We start from the raw sequence: 13,651 nt of genomic DNA, 5'->3' as shown, positions 1-13,651 counted from the left end.
CGAGCAATTATGCAGCAAGATGAACAGTGGTCTTCGAAAATTGGATTTATATTAGCTTCAGCCGGCTCAGCGATCGGGCTCGGAGCGATTTGGAAGCTACCTTATGTTACGGGTGTAAGCGGGGGCGGTGCCTTTATATTATTATTTTTAATTTTTTCCCTGCTAATCGGCTTTCCGCTTCTTTTAGGTGAATTTGTCATTGGACGCAGTACCGGAAAAGAGGCGATTTCAGCCTATAAAGCGATTGCTCCAAGGTCAAAATGGCATTGGATTGGCTATTTAGGTGTGTTTACATGCTTTCTGTTATTATCCTTTTATAGTGTTATCGGCGGCTGGATTATTCAGTATTTGTATCATAATGTGAACGATTTAATTGGAGCGTCTGAGAGTGTTGATTACGAAGCTCTGTTTGGAAAGACTGTTTCTAGTCCTATTCAAGTGGTTATTGCTCAAGGCATCTTTCTGATTATTACCATCATTGTTGTGGCTAGAGGTGTGCAAGCAGGAATTGAGAAAATAAGTAAAATTATGATGCCGGCTTTGTTTATATTATTTATCATTTTAATTTTTCGCTCCCTCACATTGAATAACGCAATGGATGGGGTAACCTTCTTTTTAAAACCTGACTTTTCAAGCTTAACGTCAGAGAGTGTTCTTTATGCAATGGGGCAATCGTTTTTCTCATTGAGTGTAGGGGTATCAGTCATGGTTACCTATAGCTCTTACTTATCGAAAAAGGAGAACCTGCTTCAGCCAGCTTTATCTGTTGTACTAATGAATCTTTTTATTTCTCTTCTTGCTGGGCTAGCGATATTTCCGGCGGTGTTTTCGCTAGGCTATGAGCCAACTGCGGGACCGGGGCTTTTGTTTATCGTTCTCCCTTCAGTATTTGACAAAATCATTTTTGGCGATTGGTTTTTGCTGCTTTTCCTTGCTTTATTCTTATTTGCAACATTAACATCGGCGTTTTCAATGCTAGAAATCGTTGTTGCTGCGTTTACTAGTAAAAGGGGAAAAGGAAGAGGCAAGATGTCATGGTTCATAGGAGCCGCGATTTTCTTAGTTGGGATTCCATCAGCATTATCCTTTAGTACCCTTTCTGACATTACTTTTTTTGGAAAAAGCATTTTCGACAGCGCAGACTTTCTAGTCAGCAATATTTTAATGCCTTCCGGTGCATTCCTCATTTCTATTTTCGTTTCTTTTAAAATGAAAAAAGATTTATTAAGAAGCGAATTGATTCAAGGATCAAAAGGATTCCATTTAATTTTTACTGTGTGGTATTTATTGATGCGATATGTTGTTCCTCTAGTCATTATTATCGTCTTTTTAGATTCTTTGGATATTCTATAAGAGAGATAGCGAAAAAGTAGCGGAGATATATTAGCTCAAAGCGGAGATAGCTTTGCGAAAGCGCAATTTAATTCGGAAGTTGCAGATTTATTTGCGAAAGTTGTAGACTTGTTTGCGAAAGCTGCGGATTTATTTGCGAAAGTTATAGATTTGTTTGCGAAAGTCCCGGATTTATTTGTGAAAGCGATAATTTGTTTGTTTAAAAAGCACAAAACAGGATGGAAAAAGTTCTCCATCCTGTTTTGTTTTTTAGATCCAGCCACGCTCATATTGCTTAGGCGATTCGATTTTTACGCCGAGCTCTTTTGCTGCAGTTCTTGGCCAATATGGATCCCGCAAAAGCTCACGCGCGATAAAGATCAAATCTGCGCGATTATTTTGCAATATTTCTTCCGCGTGAATCGGGGATGTAATTTAGCCGAATGCACGTGTTGAAAAATATCGGCAGCTTTAATATAAGACGTAGTGTGAATAATAGATGTGCTTTTTGTTACGCTGAAACCAGTACAATGGACGGGTTGTGTGACTTTTATATGAGTACGTTCAACGGCCGGTATTTTACCGTTGAAGGCTTGTATTAAATTAGGCACGATGGATTGAATTCGTGTCAAATCGCCAGTATTTGCACAACAATCGCTCGTATTCTTGCTACAATGGCTTGTATTCCAATTTTAAGAGACTGCTTATTTTTCTGTGGTAACGCGTTTAAAGTTATGGGGAGTCTAGCCCTAAAGTAACCAAAAAATATTTTTGAAAACTTCGTTATATTTTAAAAGTATTTTCTTAGGGATCATTACATCCGTCTTTACAAAGCGGTTGTGCAAATTCCCTACACTTAACGCTTTCTATCAAATAAACTGTTGCTATGCGAGACTGCATATTTAGTTCTTCAAATAGTTTACGAAATAGTATATATAGAGTATTTGTATAATTTATTCTGAAAATTCACAAAAGTTAGTATTGACTAATTTTCTCGTAAATGGTTTAATGATACCCAAGTGGTAGGGTCACTGCACCTGAGATGATCCTACTCCTAAATTTCATATTTTATTATGATGAAGGAGGCATGTGAAGTGAGCGAAGCAAGTTCAGCTGCAGCTGTTGGTGAAAAGAAGCCGTCAACTAATCTGGCTAATTTGATCATGCATCAAATTGAATAATGGGAGTTGCAGTCTGATTTATTGTTGTTCCGGTGCTTCTCTATTTTTAAAAAACTTCCTTTACATAAAGCGATTAGTTCAAGTCTTATTATGTGTTTCCTCTTGGCTCTCGGAGTTGGCGGAGTATAATACCTTTGGAAATGGCTGGCGTTTTGGTAGAGGGAGGTATCAAGGGTGCGTAGTTGGGCGGACGTTTAAACAAGTTGATAAAAACAGCGAATTTGGAAAAGATGGTTGCTATTCTTATTAGGAGCAATTTCAAAACCTATTTTGTAATTTTGTAAAAAATTTTAAAACTATCGGTAATACCACATACTTGTTGTCCGAACATAATGTCGAAGACTGGATTTCCTAAAAGGTAGGAGTAAAAACTATTAAATTGCTTTAACTTTCCAGATTCACAAAAATTAGTTCGGCTTCAAATTATAAGGAGGCCAGTACGAGATGGGAAATCAACAACAATTATCCACGCTAGATAGAAGCCTTTATGGCGATTCCCACGCAGGTAAGCAAAAAGAAAATGAACACGCGCAGCCACAACAAATATTATCCGTAAAAAATGTAAAGATTGGGTACGAAGTTGAAAATGAATTTAACCTAGTAATCAATGATATTAGCTTTGATATTCGGTCTGGAGAAACAATAATGATGATCGGACCTTCTGGATGTGGAAAATCGACTTTGTTAAAGACGATCGCTGGATTTAACAAGCCTATTGCTGGAGATATTTTACTTGCGGGACGTACTGACCTAGAGCCTGGGCCAGACCGTGCTGTTGTCTTTCAGGAGCATGATCAACTTTTTCCTTGGCGAACAGTTTTCGATAATTTAGTTTATTCCCTGCGGGTCACCGGTCGGAAAAAAAGTGAAGCCATTGAAAGCGCAAAATACTACCTTGAAATGACAAATCTTTCAAGGGCTCATGATCTATTTCCTCATCAGTTGTCTGGTGGTATGAAACAACGTGTAGCAATTGCACGTGCTCTCGCCCTTGAACCTTCAATGCTCTTGATGGATGAACCATTTGGTGCTTTGGATGCGCTTACACGCACTCGCTTACAGGAAGAGCTAAGGTTAATTGCTGAAAAAACACGTGTGACTATTTTCTTTGTAACTCATAGTATTGAAGAGGCAGTGCTTCTCGCTGATCGAATCATCGTACTTACTCATCCACCATCGTATATTGCGGAAATTGTCAATGTTTCAGATAAGGCCAAAAACTTGGAAAGTGACGAATCCATCGAGATACAACAACACTTGCGTAAACTGTTAGGAAGCTAGATTAATAGGGGGTGACAAATATGTCGATAGAAAGTAAGGTTCTTAAAGAAGCGCCAGTGAAAAGTAAAGTAAAAGGAAATAATTTTTCATGGTCCCAGTTACCCGCATGGGCAAGACAAACACTTCTTTTAGTCGTTATTCTGCTATTGTGGCAAATTACTTTTATGGTTATGGATATAAACCCTTTACTCTTATCAAGCCCTTCGGAAATTGGAAAAGTGTTCTGGCAAAATTGGATAAATGGGACTCTCTTGAGCGTAACTGTAGCTACAATGAAAATATTACTCCTCGGTATGTTTATAGGGATTGTTGTTGCTGCAATATTAACTACTCTTGCTACTTGGACGCAAATAGGAAATGATTTACTTACACTACTTACGGCGGTATTAAATCCAATTCCGGCAATAGGTGTGCTGCCTCTCGCAATTATTTGGTTTGGCCTAACCCCTACTTCTCTAATTTTTGTACTAGCTAATGCAATCACATGGCCAATTGCAATCAATGTTAGCATGGGCTTTCGCACGGTTTCTCCAACAATTCTGATGGTAGGGAGAAATTTAGGACTCCGCGGATGGAGATTGGTAAAAGACGTTTACATGCCAGCTGCCTTACCACACATGATCTCTGGTCTAAAAACAGGCTGGGCATTTGGCTGGCGGACCATTATTGCGGCTGAGTTAGTTTTTGGTGTTGCGGGCAGCGGAGGCGGTCTTGGCTTTTTTATCAGTCAGGCGCGTTTCTTCTTAAAAATTCCGGATATGTTTGCCGGTCTTGTGACGATTTCATTGATTGGGATTTTGTTTGATGTGTTGTTCAATCAAATTGAGAAGAAAACCGTTATCAGGTGGGGTATGAAGGCTCAAGGTAAATAAACAAATCTTCAGTATCTCAAAAATTGGAAAAGGGGTGTTGATTGATGTTGAAAGTCCGGGGTTCAAAGAAAAATTCCTTTATTATGGTTATAGTATTCACCATGCTTCTGGTTCTTGCTGGATGCGGCGGCGGTTCGGCGGAACCGGCTAATCAAAATGATGGCGATAATAACGTTGCCAAGCAAAACATGACCATTGTTGTTCAACCGGGTCTTGGATATGCTCCATTAACTATTTTACGCGAAATGGCTTGGCTTGATGAAGAACTACCTAATGTGAATATTGAATGGAAAACCTTGGCTTCGGGTGCTGCGATTAGAGATGGTCTCCTGGCCGGTCAAATTCAGGTTGGTGCAGGCGGAATTGGTCCCTTTCTTCTTGGTTGGGATAAGGGAGTAAAATGGAAAATTTTGAGCTCAATGGACAACATGGAGTTATGGCTTATGGGTAAAGATCCTAACAAAAAAAGTTTAAAAGACTTCGGCCCAAAAGATCAAATTGCGATGCCCGGGCTGGATTCAATTCAATCTGTTGTTTTACGAAAAGGTGCGCTTGAAGAGCTGGGTGACGCAAGAAGTTTAGATGAAAATATGGTCGCATTAGAGCACCCAACCGCTATGCAAGCTCTCTTAAGTGATCAAATTACTGCGCATCTCACTTCCCCGCCATACCAAATGCAAGAGGAAGCTGAGGGTGCACACATAATTTTAAAAAGCTATGATCTTTTCGGGGAACACACCTTCAATAGTATTTGGGTTACAGAAGATTACTATAACGATAATCGCGAAATAATGGATGTCTTATACAAAAATGTTCAACGAGCGATTGATTTGCTAAACGATGATCCAGCTCAAGCAGCCGAAATACTTTCGAAAGATTCCGATGGCAGTCCTTCGGCAGAACAGTACAAAGAATGGATAACACAAGACTATATTCAATATACTACCAAGCCCAATGGATTCATCAATTTTGCTGAGGTCATGAAGGAGTTGAAAATGATCGACAAAATCCCTGCATGTGAGGATATCCTGCATGAGAATCTAGGCAATCCTGGCGAATGCTGATCATCGTACGGACGGTGATTATTGACTAAATCATTTTTGACACGGATCGGGGCGCTTGAATGTTTTAAATTCAAAGTTTTATTCTATACCATCATGATAAAGGTGCCGGAGCAGTTTGCAAAAATGCTTAAATTTGACAATGACAAGGAAGGCAAAACCCCGTGAATATGCATAAGGATGTATATTCACGGGGTTTTGTGACTACTTGTGAAAATTGTCGCACCTAAAATCATCTAGGCGAACGGAATTGAAATCCAAGTAAGTGACGAAGAAATAATTAGAATCAGCAAGATATTAAAAGAAAATTTAAATTAGGGAGGGTATATCATGAAAGTATTGGTCACCGAAGTAATGTGGGAAGAAGGACTTGTGGAATTGAAAAAGCTAGGCTTTGATGTTCATTACGACCCACATTTATGGAAGGACCGCGGGGCCCTTCTAGAGCGAGTCATTGATGTTGATGCACTAATAGTACGGAATCAAACAAAGGTAGATAAAGAACTGCTTGAGAAGGCTCTTGGATTAAAGGTAATCGGCAGGTTAGGAGTCGGATTGGAAAACATTGCAGTAGATGATGCAAAAAAACGCGGAATTCAAACCGTTGTTCCTCGTTATGCGAACGCTACCTCTGTTGCAGAATATGTGATGGCGGCAATATTGATGGCGAACCGGCCGCTTTTTTTAGCAAATGAGGATGTTAGAAAAGGAAACTGGGACCGGAAGCAACATACTGGCGGGGAAATTTTTCATAAAGTGATTGGGCTCGTTGGGCTCGGCGAGATTTCCCACCGCGTTGCGAAACGGGCAAAAGCGTTCGGCATGAATGTGATCGGATACGATCCTTTCTTAACCCCATATGATCATATCGTTGCAGAAACATCCGTTCAATTGAAACATATGTTGGAAGATGTGTTAATCTCAGCTGACTTTATTTCTATACATGTTCCACTTACCTCATCAACAAAAAATTTAATATCTGAGTCACAGCTATCCTCCATGAAACAAACGGCTTATATTATAAACACTTCTAGGGGTGGTATTATAGATGAAGAAGCCCTTTACTGCGCATTGAAAGAGGGAACGATAGCGGGAGCATATTTAGATGTTTTGGAATCGGAGCCGATCGATCAGATGAACCCGCTGCTACAATTGGACAACGTCATTTTTTCACCGCATATTGCTGGGCTGACGACCGAGTCTCAAGTTCGGATATCCTTATTGGTTGCACAAGAGGTTGGAAAAGTGCTTGGTGGGAAAGGGTCGCTATGTCTTGTATAAGGGATATATAGATGAGAAAAGAAACTAGTGAAATTAACAGGTTTGAAGCCAGAATTAATTCAATTTACGATTGACGTTTTTACAAAAATTGGCTTTCAACGCGCTCATGCAATATTAGCAGCAGACACATTGATTCGGGCCAATTTGGAAGGGATTGACAGCCGCAGACTAAGTTTGTTTAAAAAGCACAAAACAGGATGGAAAAAGTTCTCCATCCTGTTTTGTTTTTTAGATCCAGCCACGCTCATATTGCTTAGGCGATTCGATTTTTACGCCGAGCTCTTTTGCTGCAGTTCTTGGCCAATATGGATCCCGCAAAAGCTCACGCGCGATAAAGATCAAATCTGCGCGATTATTTTGCAATATTTCTTCCGCGTGAATCGGGGATGTAATTAAACCAACTGCGCCTGTTGAAATATCGGCAGCTTGCTTTATTTTTTCAGCAAACGATACTTGGTAGCCTGGATACGTATGTATTTTCGCAGGGACAACAGCACCTGAACTGCAATCGATCAGGTCGACCCCCTGTTCTTTCATCCAGTGCGCCATTTGCACATAATCATCTGCTTTTAAACCTTCTTCATGATAATCATTGGCTGATATCCTAACGAAAAGAGGCCCGTCCCAAACAGATTTAATGGCATCAATAATCTCACGCAGGAAAAGATAGCGATTTTCTGCTGAGCCTCCGTAATTGTCTGTACGCTTGTTCGATAATGGGGAGAGAAATTCATTGATAAGGTAGCCGTGAGCTCCATGAATTTCAATGACATCAAAACCTGCCTTTTTTGCTCTAACGGCCCCTTGCTTAAATGCTTCAATCGTTTCTTGAATGTCTTCAATAGTCATTTCTCTTGGTGTTTTCATTTTTTCATTGAATGCGAGAGCGGAAGGGGCAATAATTTCTCCTTCAAGAACTGCTTTTCTTCCAGCATGTGCAAGTTGGATACCTGTTGCTGAGCCGTGTTCCTTCATTAAATTAGTTAGTTCTTTTAATCCTTCAATATGTTCATCGCTCCAAATGCCTAAATCATTCGGAGAAATTCGTCCTTGTGGGGTTACAGCAGTAGCTTCAATAATAATGAGCCCAACCTGACCGACAGCACGGCTTGTATAGTGAGTTCGGTGCCAATTTTCCACCAATCCATCTTCATTAGGGCAAGAGTACATACACATTGGCGACATAACAATTCGATTTTTAAAGGTTGTGTTTTTAATTGTAAACGGAGAAAACAGCTTAGTTTCCATAAAAATCCTCCTTTTTTAATTCATAAATAGTATATCAAGGAAGTTCATTTTATAAAAAACTTCTGCCCCAATCCTTTTTAAATGCTCCGCTTCTATACGCTAATTTCAGAACCGAATGCTTTTCCAAGTCTTTTTGATTGTGCAGTAGCTTCTTTAATACAATCAATAAAAGCTTTTTGCACACTATAGGAATCCAGAATTTTAATGCCTGCTTCGGTTGTTCCGCCTGGGCTCGTCACTTCTTTACGGAGCTGCTGGGGCTCTTTCGCTGACTTTGAGAGCATTTCAGCTGCACCAAGTAATGTCTGCACAATCAATTCCTTCGCGACCGTCTTTTCAAGTCCAATGTCCATTGCACTTTTTTCCATTGCTTCCGCAAGATAGTATATATAGGCCGGTCCGCTGCCAGACAGTCCAGTAACAGCGTCAAGCTGCTCTTCCTGCACAATTGTCGTTAAGCCAACTGTTTCAAACATTTTCGCAACAAGAGTCATCTGCTCGTTTGATACTTTTTCATTTATCGCAAGTGCAGTTGCGGATTTTCCAACAGCTGCTGATGTATTTGGCATGGCCCTCACAATGGCTAATGGCTTTCCTATAAGCTTTTCAACACTGCGAATACTTACTCCTGCTAGAACGGATATCACGAGGATTTCTTCTGTTAAGTAATCCTTTATTCGTGAAATGGCCTCTGCTGCATCTTTAGGCTTCATGGCAAGAAAAACAATATCAGTATCCTGAAAAATTTCCTTCAAATTATAGGTTGTTTGGACTCCGTAATGGTTCTGAAGCTCAGTTAATTTTTCTTGGTCGGCCTTATTCGTTACCCAAATTCTTTTTCTGTCGATCAATTTATTTTCAACTATTCCAGAAATTAATGCCTCAGCCATAGAGCCAGCACCGATAAAAGCTATTTTCTTCATGATGAACCCTCCTTGAATTAATGTCTATTTTAAAAAATGCTTGTGTTAACCAGTAGTTTTGAACGTTCGGAGAAAATAAAAAAGCCCTCTCATCCATGTAAAGGACGAAAGGGCTTTTGCTTTTCGTGGTACCACCTTAATTACCCTTTTCAAGAAGGTCATATTCTGAAAAAGGCATCTCTATTCCGTTAACGCCGGAAGCACGTTTAGGTTTTCCTAACTGCTCATAAGGTAGGTTTCAATGGACAAGTGGACGGTGAAGCCTTTCAGCCGCTGAGCTTCACTCTCTTTCGCCGTTTTCCATTTACTGGCCTTATTCATCGCTTTTTTCTCGTTTTTAATCGATCCGACACCATTGGCGCCTTTCAAATAATATTAATAGTGATTATGGAGGAGGACAAGTGTGTTTGTCAAGGGGGAATTAAATTATTTTTTCGAAAAAGGGGGATTTTTCAAATATTAATTCCAACACCCGCTTGAAGTGGAATTTAGGAACAATGGTATTTCTAATAGAAAAAACTGAGTAGAACATCCCATAAGATTAATAGGCTTATATTATCATTTTTGGAAATATATATATAATTTGCAAAAATGCAATTGTACAGTTAATAGAGCCATGCTTAACTAGAAGTGAAGTAGCAGTTTGCCAAAAAATAGAGTCTGGAGGAGATTGAATGATAGGAAGGCTGCAGAAAAAAACTATCAGCATTGTACTCACCCTCACAATGATTTTCAGCTTATTTGCTCCATTACATGTTTCAAAAGCCGCTGGGACTATAACCGTTGCTGAGGCCATCGCTAATAATAGCGGAACGGGGACAGTAGAGGGGTATATTGTAGGTGTCACAAATAATGGACCTAAATACCAACATAGTGGACCATTTTCGGTTAACACCAACATTGCCATTGCTGATTCCGCGGATGAAACAGATGGCAGGAGAATTTTACCTGTTCAATTGACTCAAGGTGCTATTAGAGACGAATTAAATCTTCGTGATCATCCAGAAAATCTCGGAAAGAAAATCCAAATTACTGGCAGCTTAGAAGCCTATTTCGTAGTACCTGGATTGAAAAATCCTAAAGCTTATTCTTTTAGTGATGGTTCAGAACCTGCTAAAGTACAAGCAGTGTCAGCAAATCATGCTGGAGGAACAGTTGTCAAAGGGACTAAGATTTCACTTACGACAGCCACTGAAGAAGCAGAAATCTATTTCACTTTAGATGGATCTGAGCCTGCGACTTCAAGCACACTTTACACAGACCCTATCAAAATAAATGCTCCTGTAACAATCAAAGCTGTTGCTGTAAAAGCGGGCCTAGAAAACAGTGAAGTAGCTGTGTTCGAATATATGATTCAGCAGGAAGTCATTCGCATTCATGACATTCAAGGTGCTGGCCACTATTCCCCATATGCTGATCAATTCGTTGCTGGTGTTGAGGGAATCGTTACAAAGGTTGTTGACGGAAGTAATTTTTATATGCAGGACTTGCAGCCGGATAATAACCCATATACCTCTGAAGGGATTTTAATTTATAAAAGGTTTCACGGAGTTAAAGTAGGGGATGTTGTAAAAGCTAGCGGACAGGTGAAGGAATGGGTCTTAGAAGGCTATGCGGAGAAGCTGCAAACAGACCTTCCTGTTACAGAAATAAATGCTTCCAATATCCAAATAATCGCAAGCAATCAACTGCTTCCGGCACCGGTTGTTATTGGTGTTGACCGGATGCTTCCTTTAGAGATTATTGATAATGATCAATTTGAGAATTTTGATCCTAATGAAGATGGAATTGATTTTTTTGAAAGTTTAGAAGGGATGCTAGTACAAATAAATAACCCTAAAGTGGTAGCACCACAAAAATATGGAGAAGTAATTGTTGTTCCAGAAAATGTTTCGACTAATACGGCAGCTGGTGGACTGCGTATTACTGAGAGCGATTTTAACCCAGAAAGAATAACGATCGATATCAATGATACTAGATACGTTGCCAAAATGGGCGATCATTTTCAAGGCCCAATACAAGGTGTTGTCAGCTATGGTTTCAGCAACTATAAAGTATTAAGTGATAGAGCGGCATTGCCGCCTCTTGTTGAAGGTTCTAATGCAAGGGAAATAACACCGATTAAACCTGATGAAAATAAATTAACGATCGCTTCTTACAACGTAGAAAACTTTTCAACAGTAACAGATGATTCAAAGGTCACTAGATTAGCAGAAGCCATTGTAACTAATATGAAGAAGCCGGATATTATCGGTTTGACAGAGGTTCAGGATAATGATGGACCAACGGATAGCGGAACAACAGATGCAAATTCCAGTGCGGCGAAATTAATTGATCGAATTGTTTCACTTGGCGGACCTAAATACACGTATACAGATATTGCACCGGAAGATAAAGTGGATGGCGGGCAGCCTGGAGGAAATATTCGTGTCGGTTTCCTTTACAATGAGGAGCGGGTTACGCTAGTTCCAGGTACGAAAGGAACGGCGACTCAAGCGGTTGGATTTGAAGACGGCAAGCTTACTTTAAACCCTGGACGCGTTGATCCAACTAATCCTGCTTTTGAATCCAGCCGTAAGCCATTAGCAGCTCAGTTTGAATTTAATGGCGAAAATATCATTGTGGTCGCTAACCATTTTAACTCTAAAGGCGGAGATCTTCCTCTGTTCGGAAAAGTGCAGCCTCCTATTTTAAATAGTGAAGTTCAGCGCATGCAAATTGCTGCGATTGTAAACCATTTTGTCAAGAACATTCAGTCAAAAGATCCGAATGCCAACATCGTCCTGCTTGGTGATTTTAATGACTTTGAATTCTCCAATCCGCTGCAGGTTCTAAAAGGACAGGAATTGACAAATATGATTGAAAAGGTTCCTGCAGAAGAGCGTTATACGTATAACTATCAAGGAAATGCGCAAGTATTGGATCATATTTTAGTATCAAATAATCTTGCGGCCTCAACTGAAGTGGATATTGTTCATATTAACTCTGGCTTCATGGAGGAGCATGGCCGTGCAAGCGATCATGACCCTGTTTTGATTCAAACAACTTTGAAAGAGCTAATCAAACCAGAAGAGCCGAAGTATGACAAAGTGTATGATCTAGTCGGCTACAAAGCGAAGAAACTGGTTATTGGACCACATGCTGCCTTAATCATCATGGATAAGACTTCCTCCATTACAGAGGGGATATGGCTGAAAAAGTCAGCTACTCTAAAAGGGGAGGGCTTGAAGAAAACGAAGGTTGTGGTCAGCTCTGCTCAAAAAGGCACTATTGTTGATTTAACTGGAACAGAAGTTAAAGAAGTACTGATTGAAAAGGATAAAGTACAGGAAATTAGAGGCGCTGAAAACGTTCAATCTTGGTCTGTTGGTAAAAAGGTTGATACTTCTCATATTAAATTTACCAACTCAAAAGGGGAAGAAATTCCTTCTCCTTTTGCACCAAAGGAAAATAAAGCACCCCAGTTGACCAAGTCTATAGAGAAGATGACTGCGAAACAGGGAGAACAGGTAATAATCGAACTTAGTGAATACTTCTCTGATCCAGATGGAGATAAACTGACATTTTCAACAACACTTGGAACAGTAGAAGATGATTCCCTTCTTATTCTTCCTACAGAAGAAATTGGAACTTTCCTAATCGCCATTACGGTTAAAGATGGAAATGGGGGTGAGATAACAGCCCGTTTCTCATTTTCGGTAGAAGAGAAGGAGCAGGTTGACGACTATTATGAATTGGCCTCCGGAAAAACCGGAGCAGATTTAAAGCTCGCTCTCCACAGCATTATTCGCGAGCAAACGAAAATATCTTATAGTCAAGTTTGGGATGCACTAAGAGAGACGGACGAGGATCCGAATAACAAAGATCATATTATTTTGTTATACAAGGGGGAATCCCGTTCAAAGCTTGCGAATGGTGGTAATGTAGGTCAATGGAATCGCGAGCATGTTTGGGCACAATCCCATGGCGGATTCGGAACGAGCATTGGGCTCGGAACAGATATTCATCACCTGCGTCCAACTGATGTGCAGATTAATAGTTCGAGAGGCAATCTTGACTTTGATTATGGCGGAACCCCAGTTTGCGGCTGTAATGGATGCTTCAGAACTTCGAATTCATGGGAACCGCCAGATCGGGTAAAGGGAGACGTTGCTAGAATGCTCTTCTATATGGCTGTTCGCTATGAAGGAACGAATGGCGAAATTGATTTAGAATTAAACGATAAAGTCGGTAATGGATCGCAGCCATTTCATGGGAAATTATCTGTTCTGCTGAAGTGGCATCTCCAAGATCCAGTAGATGATTTCGAACGAAACCGCAATAATATCATCTATGAAAAATGGCAGCACAACCGTAATCCATTCATAGATCACCCTGAGTGGGCGGAAGTGATTTGGGGAGAGGCAAGCTAAATACAGATGTTTACTCAACAAAGAAGCTATAGCTTTTTGGGCATAGCTTCTTTGTTGTTT

8 protein-coding genes, 1 pseudogene and 1 other annotated feature are annotated in these 13,651 nt (G+C 40.1%); of the genes and pseudogenes, 6 read left to right on the top strand and 3 right to left on the bottom strand.

Annotated elements, in window-relative coordinates; genetic code table 11:
• Positions 1-9 precede the first annotated feature (9 nt).
• Complete coding sequence (locus tag RRV45_RS14600) at positions 10-1,353, top strand: sodium-dependent transporter (RefSeq protein ID WP_315665422.1); 1,344 nt, start codon at positions 10-12, stop codon at positions 1,351-1,353.
• 249 nt (positions 1,354-1,602) lie between these two features.
• Here RRV45_RS14600 and RRV45_RS14595 read toward each other — a convergent pair.
• A pseudogene (locus RRV45_RS14595) lies at positions 1,603-1,767 on the bottom strand (NADPH dehydrogenase); the annotation flags it as partial.
• Positions 1,768-2,957: 1,190 nt separating this feature from the next.
• On the opposite strand from RRV45_RS14595, the gene RRV45_RS14590 reads away from it, so the two are divergent.
• The 4 genes from RRV45_RS14590 to RRV45_RS14575 all read left to right on the top strand — a co-directional run bounded on the left by RRV45_RS14590 (position 2,958) and on the right by RRV45_RS14575 (position 7,008).
• Positions 2,958-3,794, top strand: a complete 837-nt coding sequence (locus RRV45_RS14590) for an ABC transporter ATP-binding protein (protein WP_315665421.1) — start codon at positions 2,958-2,960, stop codon at positions 3,792-3,794.
• Between the two features lie 20 nt (positions 3,795-3,814).
• A complete protein-coding gene (locus RRV45_RS14585; RefSeq protein WP_315665420.1) occupies positions 3,815-4,666 on the top strand; it encodes an ABC transporter permease in 852 nt (283 codons plus the stop codon).
• A gap of 44 nt (positions 4,667-4,710) precedes the next feature.
• Positions 4,711-5,730, top strand: a complete 1,020-nt coding sequence (locus RRV45_RS14580) for an ABC transporter substrate-binding protein (RefSeq protein ID WP_315665419.1) — start codon at positions 4,711-4,713, stop codon at positions 5,728-5,730.
• A gap of 327 nt (positions 5,731-6,057) precedes the next feature.
• A complete protein-coding gene (locus tag RRV45_RS14575) occupies positions 6,058-7,008 on the top strand; it encodes a hydroxyacid dehydrogenase (RefSeq protein WP_315665418.1) in 951 nt (316 codons plus the stop codon).
• A gap of 228 nt (positions 7,009-7,236) precedes the next feature.
• On the opposite strand, the gene namA is transcribed toward RRV45_RS14575, so the two are convergent.
• Entirely contained in the window at positions 7,237-8,256 is a 1,020-nt protein-coding gene (gene namA / locus RRV45_RS14570; protein ID WP_315665416.1) for an NADPH dehydrogenase NamA, read from the bottom strand.
• A 92-nt stretch (positions 8,257-8,348) separates the two neighbouring features.
• The gene (gene proC / locus RRV45_RS14565) at positions 8,349-9,179 is read right to left on the bottom strand and encodes a pyrroline-5-carboxylate reductase (protein ID WP_315665415.1); all 831 of its coding nucleotides are present in this window, start codon (positions 9,177-9,179) and stop codon (positions 8,349-8,351) included.
• A gap of 97 nt (positions 9,180-9,276) precedes the next feature.
• Positions 9,277-9,509, bottom strand: a binding site (T-box leader).
• A gap of 344 nt (positions 9,510-9,853) precedes the next feature.
• Here proC and RRV45_RS14560 point away from each other — a divergent pair.
• Positions 9,854-13,591 carry an endonuclease gene (locus RRV45_RS14560; RefSeq protein WP_315665414.1) on the top strand — a complete coding sequence of 1,246 codons (3,738 nt, stop codon included), beginning with the start codon at positions 9,854-9,856 and terminating at the stop codon, positions 13,589-13,591.
• Positions 13,592-13,651: the final 60 nt, after the last annotated feature.

It is taken from the genome of Bacillus sp. DTU_2020_1000418_1_SI_GHA_SEK_038 (assembly GCF_032341175.1).
Classification (GTDB): Bacteria; Bacillota; Bacilli; order Bacillales; family Cytobacillaceae; genus Cytobacillus.
Note: the sequence above shows the minus strand (reverse complement) of the source record. Positions and strands in the feature narration are given on the sequence as shown.